Origin of the sequence: Mycobacterium sp. 852014-50255_SCH5639931 (genome assembly GCF_001665605.1) — a bacterium.
Taxonomy (GTDB): domain Bacteria; phylum Actinomycetota; class Actinomycetes; order Mycobacteriales; family Mycobacteriaceae; genus Mycobacterium; species Mycobacterium paraffinicum.
The window spans coordinates 87481-104627 of the sequence record NZ_LZSV01000016.1; the positions used below are offsets into that span (position 1 = coordinate 87481).

The window sequence follows — 17147 nt, forward strand, 5'->3', positions numbered from 1 at the left end:
CCCTCAATGCCTCATATGCGTCTTACGTATCAGTGCGTTCAGCCGGTCCGAAGGGGACAGGAACTCACGGAGTCCGTCGATTCCGCATCGAATCGCGACCGAAAATCTGTCTGGCTGGTGCGTTGTCGGCGGACCCCCCGTGTGGGTTGAGCGGCGCGGCGGACTGCATCGGCTGTACTAAGAGTGTCATAAGGACGGACCCCCGTTTTGTGTGGTGATCGGTTACTGATGAGTTCTACGCACGGGTAACCGTGTCGTGGATAACACCGCGTTTGATCCGCCGCGCGGGCGCCGCGAACAAACCTGCTGCGTGCAGGTGGTTACGGTCGAGTAGCTATAACTGCCCTGATCAAAGCAGTTTTGTTATGTAATCGTTATGTAAAAATTTCGAGCCCTGGAGTCGCGTCGAGCGCGCTTCCGTCGCGTCATCGAGGTGGCCCACGCGCCCGCTGCGCCGGAGAATGAGCGAACGAGTGTTTGCTGGGATCTCTAAGAGTCGCGGCCGGCCGGTGGCCGGAGAGGGTGCAAGGAGGCTAGGCCCACTGCCCGAATTCCGGCTTGAGGATCTCGTTGATGTCGACCCCGACCCCGCCAACGCTGCGTTTGTCGATCTCGACCTGGTGTAAATGGGCGGCCGGGTGGGCGAACCCCTTGGGTGAACCCCAGTTGTGCTGCCAGAAATAAGTGCCCAAACCGTCGTGCAGCGCCCAGTCGATGGTCTTCGAATTGGCGTACACACCTGTGCGCTGATGACCGATCACCGACTCCCAGGACCGCAGGTAGGGAGCTATCTGCTGTTTGTACTGGTCATAGGACGGGTCGTCGTCGATGGAGGCGTAGATCGGCGCGCTGGCGGGCCCGCCAGCGGCGGCATGCAGTTGCATTCCGCGCTGCGCGTGCTGGAGACCGGCGTTGGCTCCGCCGAGCCAATCGGCGGTGTTGCCCTTGCCGTACTGGTAGCACGAGACGATCTTGAGGCCATTGCTGTTGAGGTCACGCGCCTCGGCGACCTGGATCGGCTTGCCCAGCATCCAGTTGCCGCCGGGGCGCCGGTCCGACACGTACCTGATCGAGCCCACGGCGCCGGCGGCCCTGATCTGGCTGGCTGGGATGACCCCGGCCGCGTAGTCCAACAAGGTGCCGAGCGACGCCGACGCAGGCGCCGGACGCAGCGACGCACCGGCAACGCCCAACCCCATCAAGGCAGGGGCCGCTGCGGCCAATTTGAGTACGTCGCGTCGCGAAACCGATGACACAAGCATCAGAGTACGACAGGAACACCACCTGACACATTGACCACACGGGACACATCTGCATCACGGTGGCGCATCGTTGGTTTGGGTCCGCGCCGCAGTGGGCAGCACGATGACGCTCACGGCCTCCAGGCCGCGGCGAGCGGTCTGACGAGCGATCTCGTCGAGGAAGTGGGCGGCCGCGGTGTTGATCGATCCCGCCCATGCACGGAACCCCTGCACGATCACGGGGTCACGCTCCAACGACGGCTGCACCCCCCGAAGCACGTTGACCACGTCGTCGGGCAGCGGGTCGGCGAGCTGCCGGTCGATCCAGCTCTGAGCGAGTTCCGTTGCGGCCGCCCGGTCGTCGGCCAGCCCGATCACGTCGCCGGCGAGGTTGCGCAACCGATCGAACAGCACCTGACGTCCCGGGGTCTCGGCCAATTGGGCCAGCAGGGTGCTGGCCGCCGGCGGTAGCACCATCTGCCCGAACAAGACCGGTACCGGCAAGTCCCACTCGTCGAACAGGTCGGCATACATGGTGGCGATGGGCGCGGACAGCGGCGCGGTGAGCCGCCCCATGACCCCGATGCTGTCGCGGTGGGTGGTCGCCAGCCTGCGCAGGATGTCCTCGCTGACGTCGGAGTCGGCGCAATCGGTGGCGGCGCGGGATTGGTCGATGGCCGCGATCAACTGATCCAACCGGTCCCGCTGGCGCATAAGCAATGTTCGGTGCTCGTCGAGAACACCCGCCAACGTGGTGCGCCCACCCGCGATCAAGCGCTGGATGTCATTGATGCTCACGCCGAGACTTCTCATCAGATCGATGCGCAGCAGGTCGAGCACCTGTTCCACGTCGAAGACCCGATAGCCGTTGGACAGATGCTCGGCGCGCAGCAAACCGATTTTCTCGTAATGGCGGATGCGACCGGAAGCGATCCCCGTCAGGGCCGTGACGTCGCCGATCAGCAACTGCTCAGCCACTCCTTGACCTTACAACTGTCGCAAGGTCTGTACTGAGCGGATGGAACGTGAGCAGCTGATCGACCTCACCCGCCGTGCCTTGAAGTTGGCGCGCGACAAGACCACCGATCTCGCCCCCGCCGAGCACCGCGTCGAGGCGACGTCCTATACGTCGGCCGGGCGCCACGACCGAGACCGGGCCATGATCCTGGCCAGCCCCCAGTTGGTCGGCTACGTCTCGGAGCTGCCCGCCCCCGGCGCCTACTGCACGAAGACGGTGATGGGTCGGTCAATCCTGCTGACCCGAACGGCCGATGGATCGGTCAAGGCGTTCGACAATGTCTGCCTGCACCGCCAGTCGCAGGTCGCAACCGGCTGCGGCAGCGCGAAGCGGTTCACCTGCCCGTACCACGCGTGGACCTACGACAACACCGGCCGGTTGGTCGGCCTGCCCGGCCGCGAGGGCTTTAGCGGCGTGACCGTCAAGGCCGACGGCCTGACCGAACTGCCCGCCGCCGAATTCGCCGGATTCCTCTGGGTCGCACTGGATCCCGGGGCCAGCCTGGATGTCGCCGCACACCTGGGCCCCCTGGCCGACGAGCTCGATTCGTGGGGCATCGGGCGGTGGGCGCCATTGGGTGAGAAGGTGCTCGACTGCCCGATCAATTGGAAGCTCGCGGTCGACACCTTCTCGGAGAACTATCATTTCGCCACCGTGCATCAGCAGACGTTTGCCACCATCGCCCGCAGCAACTGCACGGTGTTCGACGCGTTCGGACCGCATCACCGATTGATCTTCCCGCTCAACACGATCCTGGCACTGGACGACGTCCCCGAAGAGCAGTGGGACCCGTTCCAGAACATGGTGGTGATCTACGCACTGTTCCCGAACATCGTGTTGTCGGTGACTATCGCCAACGGCGAGCTGTTCCGGATCTACCCCGCCGACCGGCCCGGGAGATCGATCACCGTGCACCAGAACTCGACACCGCTGGACCTTTCCGACGAATCGGTCGCCGCCGGCGCGCAGGCTGTGTTCGACTACGCCCACGCCACAGTGCGCGACGAGGATTACCGGCTGGTCGAACGCCTGCAGACCAACCTAGAGTCCGGCGCCCGCGACCACCTGCTGTTCGGCCGCAACGAGCCCGGCCTGCAGCACCGCCACAACGCCTGGGCCCGTGCGCTTGGCGAGTCAGCCGCTCTCGGTTGACGCGTCGGCGGATAGCACCGCCACGAGGTCGTCCAACAGCGTTGCCAGCGGGTCGGTTTGCGCGGGACGCACCGTGGTCAACAGCCCTACGGCTTCGCGTCGGCGGCCGCGGGCCAGCAGCTGCACCAGCAGTCCCGCCGCCATCTGTAGGTCCCGGTCGGCCGGTTCCATGTTCGCGACGGTGGTGGCCAGCACCTCGACCAGCTCCCAGTCCCGATAGAGGGCCAGCGAGCGCTCGTTGAACGCGAAGCCGGTCACCGGCTGGCCCCACAGGGTTCCGCGGTAGCGGTACGGGCCCTCCATGTATTCGATGGGCAGGCCGTGCGCGGGGGCGGGCACCAGCGGCTCCCCGACGATGTCGAGTTGCATGGTGCGGCAGGTGATCCGGTGCCGGTCCGGCATGTAGCGGGCGGCCGCCTGCGGCCGCACCAATGGTTGCACCGCGTCCGGCCACCGCACGTAGCTGCTGACCGTCACCTCGACGTCTTCGGCACACTCCGGCGGCATGCCCGGGTCCGGATGGCTCGTCGTCACACCCGTAAACGGCTGCAGCGCATTGCCATTGGTGCGGTCGAACTGCCGCCAGATGCTCAGGTCCACGCCGTTGTCGAAGTTGATGGTGCGCCATTCGTGGGATCTGGCCCGCGGGTCTCCCCCGTTGCCTCCGCCGCCGGCGTATTTCGGGAACCACTGCCGGTCGATGTGCCCGCTGCTGCCGGAGACCTGCTGGACGAGGTCGCCCCAGCGCAGGGTGCCCGTCATCGCCATGCCGGTCTGGAAATACGAGTAGGTTTCGGTCTGGCCGAAGCAGCAGATCTTCCCGTTGTAGGTCGACGCACCCACCGGTGTCGGTGCACGCGTTGGCGTTATGGCCAGGTCCAGCCGCATGGGCCGACCCGACTGGTCCTCGCCGACCAGGCTGACGCGGTACGTGTAGGGCAGCAGCTCTCCATCGCCGTCGCGGCAGGTGGTCCACGACGCGGTGCCCGCCGCGCTGGAGTAGTGGATGTCGAGATGGCCCGGGGCCAATGTCAGCTTGTGCCGCGCCCCGGGTTCCAGGTTCGCCGGCGGCATGTCGTAATCCGTGAAGGTGCCGTAATCGCCGGTGTCCAGATCGAAGAGCGCCATCGTGTAGAAATCGGCGACCAGGGTGCCGCCGGGCCGGTTCTTGTTGAAGATGGTCAGGAAGGCAAACGACCGGTCGGTCTCGGCCGCATCGAGCTGCCCGGCGATGAACCAGGTGTCCGACTCCTGATCCGGGTGTTCGCCCTCGGCGGCGGGGAAATCCAGTTGGGCGTCGCCGGGCACCAACTGGAACGGGTAACTACGCCAATCGCTGGTCATATCGGCCCTCGCTGCTTTTTTCGCTATGTTAGCGTCAATAGAGAAATCCCGGTCACTGGCTACTTGCGCCCAACCCTCGAGGAAGTGCCCGATGACAGAAAACTCCGGCCACCGGTCTTATGACGAACTCTTCATCGGGGGTCAGTGGCGCAAGCCCGCCAACCCCCAACAGCTCGCCGTCATCTCCCCACACTCCGAAGAACCGGTCGGCCATGTCCAGCTGGCCGGGGCCGAGGACGTGGACGCCGCCGTCACCGCCGCGCGACACGCCTTCGACCGCGGGCCGTGGCCGCGGATGACCCATGCCGAGCGGATGGCCAAGGTCGAACAGCTCGCCGCGATCTACGCCGGCCACATCGAGGAGATGGCCGACCTGATCACCGACGAGATGGGCTCGCCGCGCAGTTTCAGCCGAATGGGCCAAGCGGCGGCCGCGGCGTCGCTCATCCATCTGGCGTTGGCCGCCGCGCGCGAGTTTCCGTGGGAGGAACGGCGCCAGGGCGTGCTCGGCGAAGTGCACCTGCGCAGGGCCCCGGTCGGCGTGGTCGGCGCGATCGTTCCGTGGAACGTTCCGCAGTTCCTGATCATGCCCAAGCTGATCCCGGCGCTGATCGCGGGCTGCACGGTCATCATCAAGCCGGCCCCCGAAACCCCTTTGGACGCTTTGTGGTTGGCGGAAATGATCGAGCAGCTGGACCTGCCCGACGGGGTGGTCTCGGTGTTGCCCGGTGGACCCGAGATCGGTGAGGCGCTGGTGCGCCATGCCGGGGTGGACAAGATCGCGTTCACCGGCTCCAGCACCGTCGGGCGCCGCATCGCGGCCCTGTGCGGTGAACAGCTCAAGCGGGTGAGCCTGGAACTCGGCGGCAAGTCCGCGGCGATCATTCTCGACGACGCCGACATCGGCAAGACCGTCACCGGACTGAAGACCGCCGGCCTGATGAACAACGGCCAGGCGTGCGTCGCCCAGACCCGCATCCTGGTCAGCGATCGGCGGCACGACGAAGTCGTCGACGCGCTGGCCGACATGATGTCGGCCCTCAACGTCGGCGATCCGTCGGACGACGCCACCGACATCGGACCCCTTGTCGCGCAACGACAACAACGCCGCGTCCAGGACTACATCAAGTCCGGCCAGGCCGAAGGCGCCCGCGTCGTCCTCGGTGGCCAGGACAGCCCGTCAACACGTGGCTGGTATGTGCAGCCAACGCTGTTCGCCGACGCGACCAACGACATGCGCATCGCCCGGGAGGAGATCTTCGGTCCGGTCCTGACCGTGCTGCGCTACCGCGATGAGGACGACGCCATCCGAATCGCCAACGAGAGCGACTACGGCCTGGCCGGTTCGGTGTGGACCTCCGACATCGCACACGGCCTGGAAATCGCGGCGGGCGTGCGCACCGGCACGTACGGCATCAACATGTACACGCTTGATATCGGCGCCCCGTTCGGTGGGTTCAAGCAGTCGGGCATCGGGCGCGAGTTCGGTCCGGAGGGCCTCCACGAATACGTCGAGCTGCAGACGCTGGTGTGCAAAGGGCAGCTGCCGCCGCTATCCGGCTGACGCTCAACCACTTTCGGGCATCTGCAGGGTGAGCTCGACCGGGCAGCACAGCGCGCCGTGCTGGTTGCTCACCTGGATCTCGATGTCGACGAGGCAGCGCGGCGGGTCCACCGCGGTGTCCCGCCGCTTGGCCACCGCGCGTCCCCGGCCGATCATCGTGTCACCGGCATACACCGAGCCCGCCAGCCGCAAGGAGCGCCGCACCACCCGGCTGCTCGGGCCGGCCCAATCGGTCGCGACGCGGTCGGCGAAGCCGGCGAGGTGCATCGTGTTTACGTAGATCGTCGGATTGCCCTGGCGCTGCGCGTATTCGGGGTCGAAGTGGCCCGGGAAGTAGTCCCACGTCGCTCCCGCGTTCTCCACCACTCGCTGGTAGCTGATGTGGTCGACCACCTCGGGCAGGTCGACGGGAACGGTGATCTCGTTGAAGTCCAGGTCGTCGCCGGTCACGGGGATGCTCCGGGCGTGAAGCGGAACAAAGTGTTCCTGCAGGTGGCAACCAGGGTTCCGTCCTGGCGGCGGTAGGTCTCCAGCGTCTCGACGAAATGGCCCACGCCCAGCCGCGTTCGCTTCTCCGGCGACACCGACACCAGCTCCTCGACGACGGTAAGGACGTCGCCCTCAACGATGGGCACCACGAACTCGACATCGTTGGCCGCGTTGATGAACGTGGTGCCCGGCAGCGGCACTCGCAGCACCAGGGACGCCGTCGGCGGCCTGCCCTGTGGCTGCCAGGGCGGAGGGATCAGCCACCCCATCAGCAAGGCCGGGGGCGCCAGCAGACCTCCCCATTTCCGGTGGGCGAACTCGGCGTCCCAGTAGGACCGATTGCCGTCGTGGACCATCGCGGCGAACAACTGGATGCGTGCACCGCTGACCGCCGTGGCCGCGGTGCGCGGCTCGCTAGTCGCGCCGACCATGCGCAGCGCGTCTTCATAGGTGCCGAAAGCCAGCTGGTAACTGAGGTCCGGGTCCACGCGGCTCACATAACGAGCGGGTGCCGACTGGGCACCGAATCCCATTGCAGCGCACGGGAAGTGAAGTACCAGCCGCCACGCTCGTAGATCAGCGTGTCCCGGAATATCCCCGTGGCACGCAGCGTGGTGTCGCCGTACATGCTGGCGAAAAGCAAGACGACGCAACGCTGGACGGCGTTGACCCCGTCGACCCGGATCTCGTGGTCGACCGTCACCAGCCGTTGTCCGTCGCCGCCGTCGAAGGCCGCACGCAGATCGTCGAACGTGTCACCGTCACGTTGGTAGGTGGCGCCGGCGTGGCGGAACGTGGCAATCCAGCGCTCGCGATCGCCCTCGGAGTATGCCCGGTTATGGCGGGCGTTCAGATTGAGGATGGCAGCGCGGCCCGTGGCGGCCTGCAGCATTTGCTGTTCCTGATAGGACATGGTCATTTCGGTCTCCAGCCTCTCCCGGGAAACGACTGCCAACGAGCGGACGGATGTAACGATAAAGTCACTTGCCGACTAATACGTAACATTAACGTAACTTACCGGCTAACGATATAGCCCTGAGCTTCACGATCCCACGCCTCTCGAGTCACCCCCCGCTCGCGCAACAAGTCCTTACGTATCCGCCCGATGACAGTCTTCGGGAGTTCACTGACGGTCTCCACGTATCGGGGCACGCAGAAGTACGGCATCCGCGCCGAGCAGAAATCGAGCAGCTCGGCGTAATCCACTGTGGCTCCGGGTCGCAACGTCACGATCACCAGGATGTCGTCTTCGCCCAACGCGCTGGGCACCCCGACCGCGGCGGCTTCCGCCACGGCGGGATGGCTCGTGACCACGGTTTCCACCTCGATCGAGGAAACGTTTTCACCGCGCCGGCGAAGCGAATCTTTCGTGCGGTCGACGTATGTCAGGTTTCCCTCCGCGTCGAGCCGGCCGACATCGCCGGTGCGAAACCATTCCGGGTGTGGAATGACCCGCATGCCTTGCGCGACATAGCCTTCGCTCATCACGTGCGGGTACCGGGCCCGACAGGCGATTTCCCCGGCCGCGCCGGCGGGCACCGGGTCACCGCCCGCGTCGAAGATCCGCACGTCGAAATTCGGATTGGGCCGGCCCGATGTTCCGGGCACCCCGTCGTCGGCCAGGGCCTTGACGGCGATCGGAAACGCCTCGGTCATCCCGTACATCGTGACGATGCGGCAGCCGTAACGCTTTTCGATGTCGCGATAAGCCTTGGCGTCGATCGGAGCCGCCGAGATGAACCGCAGCGGCAACTGGGCGTCACGCGGATCCGCGGGCAGGTTATGCAACATCGACACCATCGCGCCGGCGCCGGCGAAGCCGACGGCACCGCGGGCGCGTATGTCGTCCCACACCTCGGCGGGGTGAAACGCTTGCGCCAGCACAGTCGTCGCGCCGAGCAGCATCGGGGCGAGCACGCTGGGGGCCGCGCTCAAGTGAAACAGCGGCATCGCCGTCCACAGCACCTCCCCCGCGCGCAATTCCCAGGCCGAGGCGACCGTCGCGGCCACCGTGAACAGGTAAGGCCAGGTCGTGGCAACCGCCTTCGACGACCCGGTGGTGCCCGACGTGTAGAAGAGACAGCCCACGTCGTCCGCCGCCGCGTCGACGTCTGCGACCGCACGGGCGCCGCCTCGGCTCAACTCCACGTCAACTGAATCACCTTGCAGCACAACGGTCGGCGCGACCTCCAACGCCCCGGCAACCTCGTCCACCCGGGGCCGGCGCTCGGCGTCGGTCAGAATCACCTTGGCCTGCGACAGCCGCAGGGCGTGCAGCAGAAAATCCCCTTTGTTCGCGGCATTGACGGCGGCGCTCACCGCGCCGATACGCGCCGCTCCCAACCAGAAGTAGACCCATTCCGGGCAGGTTCCGGTGAACAACGCCACGCAATCGCCGCGGCCGACACCCAACTCCGTGAGCATGTTCGCGGCGGCGCAGGAGCGCTGCCGCATCTGCTCGAAGGTCACGTCAACGCCGGCGATCGACATCATCACCCGGTCGGGACACTGCCCGGCCCGCCGATCGAGCACGGCCGGGACCGTGAAACTTTCGACGCCGAAATCGGCGGGCCCGAGAGGTCCGCTCCGGTCGGGACTCATGGGGCTTCCAGGGGCTTTCGCTCAGGCTTTCGCGGCCGCCGGGTCGGGCTCACCGTCGGCCGTGTACCCGAAGTCGGACGGCGACGGCTGCGTGCCCGGGTAAAAGCGGTGCGCCCAGCGGCGAAGGGCGGCATAGTCGTGCGCCTCTTCGGGAGCCAGGTTCGGCTTCTCCAGGTACTTCATGTTCTCCCACGTGAAGAAGTCCTGTTTGATGACCTCTTGCTGCAGCGCCAGGAACTTGGCCGCGCGACCGGTCGGCGCGTCACCGGTGTCGCCGGGCTCGCGGACGGACGCCTGCGTGTAGAAGTAATCGGTGTAGTCCTCGTCGACCGGCGTCTGCCCGGTCACCTGAACCGTGGCCACCAGCTCGCTGGGGAAGCGGACGACCCCCAGCCCCAGCGAGTAGTTGTCATAGATGATCTTGGCGTCGACCGGCCCATTGGGGGTCAGCCAGGTCGACGCACGGCCGCCACCGAAATGGGCGTTGACGGTCGCGTGCAAGTGGTAACCGGACACCTCGAACGCCGCGGTGGTGGCCGGATTGGCTGCCTTGTGCACGTATTGCACGTGATACGGGTCCGCGGCGTTCTCGATGATCATCTGCGGGTGCACCTTGACCCGGTTGATCATCTGCGTGTGCGGGTGCAGTGGGTAGTACTCGTTCGTTTCCAGCTCGGGCAGCACCGGGGGTTGCCAGTACGGCGCCCGCCCGTGCCGCTCGTGCCACACCAGCACGAAGCCGTACCACTCCATGCTCGGGTACGTGCGGATGCGGACGTTGTTCTTGCACCCGATCTTGCTGTACGGGATCAGCGCGTTGCTGCCGTCGCCACGCCAGCGCCAGCCATGCCACGGACAGACGATGTTCTCGCCCTCTACGGTGCCGCCGACGCCGAGGTTGGCGCCGAGGTGCTGGCAGTAGGCGTCCATCACGTGCACCTCGCCGGACTCGGTGCGGAAGATGACGAGTTCCTCACCGAAGTAGTGAGCGCGCTTGACCTGACCGGCGGCCAGGTCCGAGCCGAAGGCGACGATGAACCAGCCCGTCGGGAACCGATACGTCGACAGCGCAATGCCCGACTGCCCGAACTCGCGTTCCGATGGATCCCCGGCCGAATCCGACACCGGGTCAGAAATTGTGTGCGTCACAAACTCTCCATATCCCGCCAAGACCAAGGCGAGCCGAGCGCAACTTGGCCGCCCTTCACTCACCGCGGTTCGACGACAAGGTCTATTTTTACTATTTTAAGCATTGAACGTCAACGCGGCACCAGATGCGCCCGGGCAGAGCGGAGTTTCAGATGACGGCTGCGGCAGTGGACCTTTCCGGTTTCGCCCTGTGGCGCAACGGGTTTCCCGACGAATTGTTCACGGAGTTGCGCCGCAACCGGCCACTTTTCCGTCACGACCTGACCCCGGGCGTAGCCAAGACGGTCCAGCGCCAGTTCTGGGTGGCCACCAAGCACCGGCACGCGGTCCGGCTGCATCGCGATGTCGAGTCCTTCACCGCGGTCGACGGCCCGCTCATCCAGCCGGTCGGGATGTTCTCGTCGTACCCCACCATCATCAACATGGACCCGCCCGGGCTGAACAAGCGCCGCAAGCTGATCTCGAACGCGTTCAATCCGCGGGCGATCGCCAAGCTCGAGGACGGCATCCGGGCGAGGGCCGCGCGCATGATCGACCGCCTGCTCGCCGAGGGCGGCGGCGATTGGATCGAGGACGTGGCCGATGCCCTGCCGATGACGGTCATCGGCGACATCATCGGCATACCGGAGGACGACCGGTCCCGAATCTTCGACGGCCTGGACCGCATATTGAAGGCCAACTCACCGGAGGTGCAGCTGAGCCGGCAGGACGAAACCGACCTCTACGCCAACATCTTCGGGTACGCAATGGACCTCACCGCGGAGAAACGACGCAATCCCACCGACGACATCTGGAGCACGTTGGCGACCGCGGTGATCACCGGCGAAGACGGTGATCACTTCAGCTTGCCACCTCACGAACTCGAATTTTTCTTCTTCGTGCTGGCGTTCGCCGGCAGCGACACCACCAAGAATGCGCTGGCCATCGGGCTGCAGGCATTCGTGGCGAACCCGGAGCAGATCGAGCGCTATCGCGAGCAGGAAGCGCTGCGGCCCAGCGCCATCGAGGAAGTGTTGCGCTGGGCGTCACCGGTCGCGTACTGGACGCGCACCGCGAAGGTCGACGTCGAGATGGACGGCCAGCGCATCGCGAAGGGCGAGCGGGTGGTGTCGATGCTGCGTTCGGCCAACCGCGATGAGGAGGTCTTCGAATCTCCGTTCACCTTCGACATCGGTCGTCAGCCGAACCCGCAGGTGGCCTTCGGTGGCGGCGGGCCGCATCACTGCCTGGGCGCCATGCTGGCGCGCGCGGAACTGCGCGCCGTGTTCGACGAGCTGTTGTTGCGTTGCGACAACATCGCGCTCGGCCCGGCGAAAGTGGCTTATCCGAACCTGACCACGAACATGTCGATCTACGACGAAATGTCGATCTCGCTGGGCGAACGCGCATGATGATTGCCCGACTTCTTACTCGCGCCGTCCCGGTGCTCGCCGTCGTCAGGCGCTGATCCCTCAGTCGGTCAGCCGCAGCGCGGCCTTGGGGCACTGGTCCACCGCGGCGCGCACATCGATCTCCAGCCGCGGCGGCACGGGCCCGTCCGCGATCTGCACCACGTCCTCGTCCCCCAGCTCGAAGACTTCCGGTGCCAGCGATTCGCAGAAGCCGTTGGCCTCACAAAGGTTTTCGTCGACTGTCACCCGCATCAGATGCCCTCCACTTCTCACAGCCCCTTGGGTCGGGTCCCGATCACCCCGCTGGTTGCGAGGCGTGTCAGTTCTTCGCCGGTCAGCCCGCACCGCTCGCGCAGTATCTCTTCATTGTGCTCGCCCAGCCGCGGCGGTGGCCGCAGCAGCCACCTGTCCTGGCCGGTCAACTGGGCGAACGGCGGGCACGGATAGAGACCGGCGCCGGTGCTGGGGTGGTCCAGGGTCTCCAAGAATCCCCGATGGCGCAGTTGGGGATTCTCGATGACCAACGACGGCGACACCACCGGCGCGGCGGGGATGCCGGCGGCGGCCAACCGCTCCACCGTCGAGTCGAGGGGTTGGCGGGCGAACCAATCCGCCAGCCGGCGATCGACGTCGTCGGCCCGCTGGCGCCGCCCGGCGGCGGTGGCCAGCTCCTCGTCGCACCACGCCGGTCGATCCATCACCTCGACCAGGGCACGCCAGTGCCGGTCGTCGCGCACGGTGACCGCGATCCAGTCGTCGTCACCCGCACACCGGTAGATGTTTTGGATCGAGTCGCCGTGACCGCGGTTGCCCCGCCGGGTCAGGGTTATCCCGAAGACCTCGGATTCGATCGCCTGTATCGCGGTGGCGTTCAGCACCGTTTCGAGCATCGGCAGCTCGAGTTGCTGCCCCGACCCGGTGCGTTCGGCGAAATTCAGCGCGGCCAGCACGGCGAACGCGGCGTGCACACCGGCCAGCGGATCGCAAGCGCCGCGCGGTGTGACCGGCGGAGTCTCGGGCAGCCCGGTCACCCAGGCCAGGCCGGCGATCTGCTCCATGGTGGGGGCGAATCCGACGCGGTCTCGCCACGGTCCGTCCAGCCCGAACGCGGGCATCCGGGCGACGACGAGCTTGGGGTTGACGTTCAGCAGCGCATCGGCCGTCAGGCCGAACTGGTCCATCACGCGCGGCGAGAAGTTCTCGATCACCACGTCGGCGCCGGCGGCCAGCTCGGTGAATAGGCGGCGCCCGTCTTCGGAGCCCAAATCCAGTGTGACGGAACGCTTGTTGGTGTTCATGGCGTGGAAGACCCAGCCGTATTCCCACCAATCGTCGACATCGGTGCGCATGCCGCCCGAGTATCGAATGCCGTCGGGTCGCTGTATCGACTCCACCTTGATGACGTCGGCGCCGAACGCGGCAAGCAGGTGGGTGGCCGCAGGACCGGCCCAGAACGCGGTCAGGTCGACGATGCGCACACCCGCCAGCGGCAGCCCGGCCGGCGTTGCGGCCGCCGCGGATTCGCTTCGGGGCCAGACGGTCTCGTCATTGGCCTCGCCGAGCGCTGGGGCGGCCCGCGGCGGGGCGGGCGCGCACGCTGACATCAACCAGGGTGGCCGGGGCTGATGGAAGCCGGCGGGGGTGCGGACGAATGCCCCACGCTCGGTCACGTATTCCATCTCCCGGATCGTCGAACCGTTGCCCAGCGCCGCGATGGGCAGCCGGAACAGTTGGCCGAGCTCCACGATTTCCTCGACGGTGCGTTCGGCCAGCCATGGGCCGACCTGTTCGCGGATCAGGTCACGATAGGCCCACCTGCCGATCTGGAAGCGGAGCTGTTCGATCTCCTCGAGCTGCGGGCATTCGACCATGGCAACGAAGTCGAGCCATTGCTGGCCGGTGACCATGGTGATCCCGACGTAGCCGTCCTTGGCGGGCTCGATCGATGGCACTTCGAGCGTGCGGCGGATCGGGGGCACCCGCAGCAGCTGGGAGTGCAGCCATTCGCTGCTCTGCATTGCGGTCAACGCCTCGAGCATGGACAGATCGAGGTGCTCACCAGGGCCACCGCGCTCGACGCGGCGGCGCACGGCCAAAACGCCGAACGCGGCGTAGACGCCGCCCATGTACTCCCCGAGGTCGCCACCGATCGAGATGGGCGGCCCCGCCGGATCGCCGCGGAAGCCGGGCGAGCCCGCCCACGCCTGCAGGGTGAATTCGCTGGCTGCACGCTCGGCGTACGGTCCGGTCCAGCCGAAGTCGGAGATCGTGACGATGATTGCGCGCGGACAGTCTGCCAGCAGCCGCTGCGGATCAACGCCCAACGCCGCGGCCTGCCCCCGGCCGGCACTGACCACCACCACGTCCGCGGCGGACAGTTCGGCGGAGAAGCGCCCGGCGTCGGGCGGGTAAGTCATGCTGCGCTTGCCGGCATTGAGGTAGGCGAAGAACGGCGAGCTCTCGCCGTCCGGCACCGAAGATCCGGTCGCGGAATACCGGCGGAGCCAATCGCCTTGCGGCGGTTCAATTTTGCACACCTGCGCCCCGGCATCGACCAGCAGCTTCCCGCAGTAACTGCCGGCAATCCGGTCACTGATCTCGACGACACGCAGGTCGTGCAGCGGTGTGGGCCGGCTGTCGGACCGCTCGCTCACTTACACCCGCCCCTCCCGATCGACACGCGATCGAAGAAGCTATTTATACCATTACTGCTAAAATAGCTAAGCCAGCGAGTTGCTATGCATCGAGGATCGGATGACCGCCTTGGGAATTGGGAGCGACGCCCGTCGCCGATTATCGGCACCGCGGATCGCAGAAATCGTAGCCGACGAGTTGCGCCGCCAGATCATCAACGGTGACCTCGCCGACGGCGATCTCTTGCCGCGTCAAGAGGTGCTCGTCGAGCAGTTCAACGTGAGTCTGGTTTCGCTGCGCGAAGCGCTGCGGATTCTGGAAACCGAGGGCCTGGTTTCGGTGCGACGGGGGAACCGTGGTGGCGCCGTTGTGCACGCCCCGGCGAAGACCAGCGCCGCGTACATGCTCGGGCTGTTACTGCAGAGCGAGTCCGTAGCGGTCGCCGACCTCGGCATGGCCTTGCAGGAACTCGAGCCCGCGTGCGCCGCGCTGGCCGCCCGCCGGCCGGACCGGGCGGACACCTTGGTCCCAGAGCTGAACCGGGTCAACGACTCCATGGCCGAGAACATCGAAGACGGCGGGTTGTTCACCGAAATCGGCCGTGAATTCCACGATCTCGTGGTCCGCGGTTGTGGAAACCACACCATCATCGCGGTGGTCGGCAGCTTGGAGACGCTCTGGACCAGCCACGAACAACAGTGGGCGGACGAGAGCGCGGCGCGCGGCACCTACCCCTCGCTGGCCCAGCGCCGCGCGGTGCTCAGCACGCACGTCAAGCTGACCGAGACCATCGCGGAAGGCGACGTCGATCGGGCGCGCCGCATCGCGGGCCGCCATCTCGCCGACACCCAGACCTACGTGCTCTCCGGTCGGCACGATCAACGAATTCACGCGCTGTCGCCGCAGGCATTGTCGCGGACGCGGGATTTCCGCCAAACCTGAGAGGCAGCCCGTGAGAACCGCATTGGTCACCGGCGGCAGCGGCGGGATCGGCAAAGGGTGCGGTCGCAAGTTGGCCGAGCTGGGTTACGACGTGGTGCTGGCGGCGCGTCGCGAGGCCCCGTTGCGCGCGGCCGCCGAGGAGATCGGCGCGCGCCACATCGTGGCCGATGCCTCGGATCCAGACGGATTCGCCGCTGCGACAAGCACATTGGAGACAATCGACCTCGTCGTCCACGCCGCCGGCACGCTGGGTGGAACGTACGCGCGCAAGCAGACGTTCGAGCAGTGGCGGACCATCATCTCGGCCAATCTGGATTCGTGCTTCGTGGTGACCGCCGCCGCCCTGCCCCGGATGCGCGCGGGTTCGCGGTTCGTGTTCATCTCGTCGTCGGCGGCGCACGAACCGATGATGGCGCGAACCGCCTACTCGGCGTCCAAAGCCGGGATGAACGCCTTCGCCCGGGCCTTGGCGCTGGAAGTCGACCGTGACGGCATCAGCGTCCACATCGTCACCCCGGGCCCGGTGGAAACCGAGATGCTTCAGGACGTTCCCTTCGAGATGTACGCCATCCAGGTCTCGGATGTGGCGGACGCGGTGGCCTGGCTGGACACCGTCGACCCGTCGGTCGACCTGCCGGAGATCCGGCTCAGCGCGGTCCAGCGCGGACCGTTCGCGCGGCCGCCGGTCGTCCCCACGGAAGCGCGGCGGCGCGCAGAGCAACGGGGTTGACGGCTACGGCGCCGGGAACGCTTTGATCACCGTTTCGCCGAACTCGTGCAGGGAATCGGGTACGGCGAAATCGGCGAACCACACGTAGAACCGCTCGACGCGCTGGGACGCCAGCCCGGTGAAGTGGCCGATGAGCTCGTCGGCATCGCCACACACCAGCCCTGCGCCCAGGTTGCCGAATCGCCGCGTGCTGACCTCGCGCACCGTGTCGGGGTCGGTACCCGATCGCACGAACCCCACCATCTGCTGAACGGAGAGCCGGGCCGTGCCGGCCGCCGGGGCCAGCGTGGGCAACTTGTCGAGGTGGTTCGCCGGCAGGTTCCACCAATCCGCGTATCTGCGAACGAGTTCCATCATCCGGCGGCCCGTGCCGCCGAGGACCAGCGGTATCGGATGAGACCTCGGCGGGGCTTGCGCAGCCGAGCCGGCGCCCGGATGGTCACCCCAGTACTGCCGCAGCAGCGCCAGGTGCCGATCCAGCTGCTCGACCCGGGCGACCGCGTCCTGCAGGCCGACATCGAATCTGGTGAACTCCGCGGGCCAGGACCCCGCCCCGAGGCCCAGGTCGAACCTGCCCTCCGATGCATCCGACAGGGTGACGGCTTGTTTGGCCAGCACGGCGGGGTGGCGGAAGGCATCACAAAGCACCAGATGACCGATGCGCAGCCGCTCGGTCTTGGCCGCCACCCAACTCGCAATGCCCATTGCCTCCCAAATGCTTTCATCGGGCAGACCGGGCGCCTCGAGGTGATCGATGAACGCCATGCCGTCGAAGCCACTGGCCTCGGCGTGGCGTGCCCGCCCCACGATGTCCGTCGCCGACAGCCGCACCTGCGGCAGGAACAAATACCACTCGACCATGCACCCACCTATGCGTTTGTTCCTGTGCGAT

The 17147-nt window shown here is 66.6% G+C and carries 16 protein-coding genes; 5 read left to right on the top strand and 11 right to left on the bottom strand.

The window, feature by feature from the left end:
* Window positions 1-533: 533 nt before the first annotated feature.
* Window positions 534-1256, bottom strand: coding sequence for a DUF1906 domain-containing protein (locus A5758_RS08200; protein ID WP_067211402.1), 723 nt, complete (start codon window positions 1254-1256; stop codon window positions 534-536).
* Between the two features lie 60 nt (window positions 1257-1316).
* Window positions 1317-2219: a MerR family transcriptional regulator gene (locus A5758_RS08205; RefSeq protein ID WP_067738757.1), complete on the bottom strand. Its 903-nt coding sequence runs from the start codon at window positions 2217-2219 to the stop codon at window positions 1317-1319.
* Window positions 2220-2259: 40 nt separating this feature from the next.
* Between A5758_RS08205 and A5758_RS08210 the strand changes: the two genes are divergently transcribed.
* Window positions 2260-3411, top strand: a complete 1152-nt coding sequence (locus A5758_RS08210; protein WP_067211396.1) for an SRPBCC family protein — start codon at window positions 2260-2262, stop codon at window positions 3409-3411.
* Here the strand turns inward: A5758_RS08210 and A5758_RS08215 are convergent.
* Window positions 3394-4755, bottom strand: a complete 1362-nt coding sequence (locus A5758_RS08215) for a lipocalin-like domain-containing protein (RefSeq protein ID WP_067738760.1) — start codon at window positions 4753-4755, stop codon at window positions 3394-3396. The two genes, A5758_RS08210 and A5758_RS08215, sit on opposite strands and share 18 nt — an antisense overlap.
* A gap of 91 nt (window positions 4756-4846) precedes the next feature.
* Here A5758_RS08215 and A5758_RS08220 point away from each other — a divergent pair, with 91 nt between their 5' ends.
* On the top strand, window positions 4847-6319 hold the full coding sequence (locus tag A5758_RS08220) for an aldehyde dehydrogenase (protein ID WP_067738763.1): 1473 nt from the start codon (window positions 4847-4849) through the stop codon (window positions 6317-6319).
* Between the two features lie 3 nt (window positions 6320-6322).
* Here the strand turns inward: A5758_RS08220 and A5758_RS08225 are convergent, their stop codons facing one another.
* The 5 genes from A5758_RS08225 to A5758_RS08245 form a co-directional block, all read right to left on the bottom strand.
* Window positions 6323-6769 (bottom strand): MaoC family dehydratase, encoded by a 447-nt coding sequence (locus A5758_RS08225; RefSeq protein ID WP_067738766.1) that lies wholly within the window; start codon window positions 6767-6769, stop codon window positions 6323-6325.
* Window positions 6766-7239, bottom strand: coding sequence for a MaoC family dehydratase N-terminal domain-containing protein (locus A5758_RS08230; protein ID WP_197503832.1), 474 nt, complete (start codon window positions 7237-7239; stop codon window positions 6766-6768). Before A5758_RS08230 ends, A5758_RS08225 begins: the two co-directional genes overlap by 4 nt.
* Before the next feature lie 62 nt (window positions 7240-7301).
* Window positions 7302-7727, bottom strand: a complete 426-nt coding sequence (locus A5758_RS08235; RefSeq protein ID WP_067211385.1) for a nuclear transport factor 2 family protein — start codon at window positions 7725-7727, stop codon at window positions 7302-7304.
* Window positions 7728-7822: 95 nt separating this feature from the next.
* On the bottom strand, window positions 7823-9409 hold the full coding sequence (locus A5758_RS08240) for an AMP-binding protein (RefSeq protein ID WP_067738768.1): 1587 nt from the start codon (window positions 9407-9409) through the stop codon (window positions 7823-7825).
* 21 nt (window positions 9410-9430) lie between these two features.
* Entirely contained in the window at window positions 9431-10558 is a 1128-nt protein-coding gene (locus A5758_RS08245; RefSeq protein ID WP_156622548.1) for an aromatic ring-hydroxylating dioxygenase subunit alpha, read from the bottom strand.
* 152 nt (window positions 10559-10710) lie between these two features.
* Here A5758_RS08245 and A5758_RS08250 point away from each other — a divergent pair, with 152 nt between their 5' ends.
* A complete protein-coding gene (locus A5758_RS08250) occupies window positions 10711-11949 on the top strand; it encodes a cytochrome P450 (protein ID WP_067739414.1) in 1239 nt (412 codons plus the stop codon).
* A 60-nt stretch (window positions 11950-12009) separates the two neighbouring features.
* Here A5758_RS08250 and A5758_RS08255 read toward each other — a convergent pair whose 3' ends face one another.
* Together A5758_RS08255 and A5758_RS08260 are read right to left on the bottom strand one after the other, a co-directional pair.
* Window positions 12010-12201, bottom strand: coding sequence for a ferredoxin (locus tag A5758_RS08255; RefSeq protein WP_067211377.1), 192 nt, complete (start codon window positions 12199-12201; stop codon window positions 12010-12012).
* A gap of 17 nt (window positions 12202-12218) precedes the next feature.
* Entirely contained in the window at window positions 12219-14603 is a 2385-nt protein-coding gene (locus A5758_RS08260) for a CoA transferase (RefSeq protein ID WP_067738775.1), read from the bottom strand.
* 100 nt (window positions 14604-14703) lie between these two features.
* On the opposite strand from A5758_RS08260, the gene A5758_RS08265 reads away from it, so the two are divergent.
* On the top strand, window positions 14704-15525 hold the full coding sequence (locus tag A5758_RS08265; protein ID WP_066958635.1) for a FadR/GntR family transcriptional regulator: 822 nt from the start codon (window positions 14704-14706) through the stop codon (window positions 15523-15525).
* A gap of 10 nt (window positions 15526-15535) precedes the next feature.
* Window positions 15536-16255, top strand: a complete 720-nt coding sequence (locus A5758_RS08270; RefSeq protein WP_067738776.1) for an SDR family oxidoreductase — start codon at window positions 15536-15538, stop codon at window positions 16253-16255.
* Between the two features lie 3 nt (window positions 16256-16258).
* Here A5758_RS08270 and A5758_RS08275 read toward each other — a convergent pair whose 3' ends face one another.
* Window positions 16259-17116, bottom strand: coding sequence for an LLM class flavin-dependent oxidoreductase (locus A5758_RS08275; protein ID WP_067738778.1), 858 nt, complete (start codon window positions 17114-17116; stop codon window positions 16259-16261).
* Between the last annotated feature and the right edge of the window lie 31 nt (window positions 17117-17147).

What these genes read in the sequence shown, in the direction of transcription:
- A5758_RS08250 (WP_067739414.1), top strand. Translation starts at nt 10,711, where the DNA reads ATGACGGCTGCGGCAGTGGACCTTTCCGGTTTCGCCCTGTGGCGCAAC.
- A5758_RS08215 (WP_067738760.1), bottom strand. Translation starts at nt 4,755, where the DNA reads ATGACCAGCGATTGGCGTAGTTACCCGTTCCAGTTGGTGCCCGGCGAC.
- A5758_RS08210 (WP_067211396.1), top strand. Translation starts at nt 2,260, where the DNA reads ATGGAACGTGAGCAGCTGATCGACCTCACCCGCCGTGCCTTGAAGTTG.
- A5758_RS08255 (WP_067211377.1), bottom strand. Translation starts at nt 12,201, where the DNA reads ATGCGGGTGACAGTCGACGAAAACCTTTGTGAGGCCAACGGCTTCTGC.
- A5758_RS08240 (WP_067738768.1), bottom strand. Translation starts at nt 9,409, where the DNA reads ATGAGTCCCGACCGGAGCGGACCTCTCGGGCCCGCCGATTTCGGCGTC.
- A5758_RS08275 (WP_067738778.1), bottom strand. Translation starts at nt 17,116, where the DNA reads ATGGTCGAGTGGTATTTGTTCCTGCCGCAGGTGCGGCTGTCGGCGACG.
- A5758_RS08230 (WP_197503832.1), bottom strand. Translation starts at nt 7,239, where the DNA reads ATGGTCGGCGCGACTAGCGAGCCGCGCACCGCGGCCACGGCGGTCAGC.
- A5758_RS08220 (WP_067738763.1), top strand. Translation starts at nt 4,847, where the DNA reads ATGACAGAAAACTCCGGCCACCGGTCTTATGACGAACTCTTCATCGGG.
- A5758_RS08235 (WP_067211385.1), bottom strand. Translation starts at nt 7,727, where the DNA reads ATGACCATGTCCTATCAGGAACAGCAAATGCTGCAGGCCGCCACGGGC.
- A5758_RS08265 (WP_066958635.1), top strand. Translation starts at nt 14,704, where the DNA reads ATGACCGCCTTGGGAATTGGGAGCGACGCCCGTCGCCGATTATCGGCA.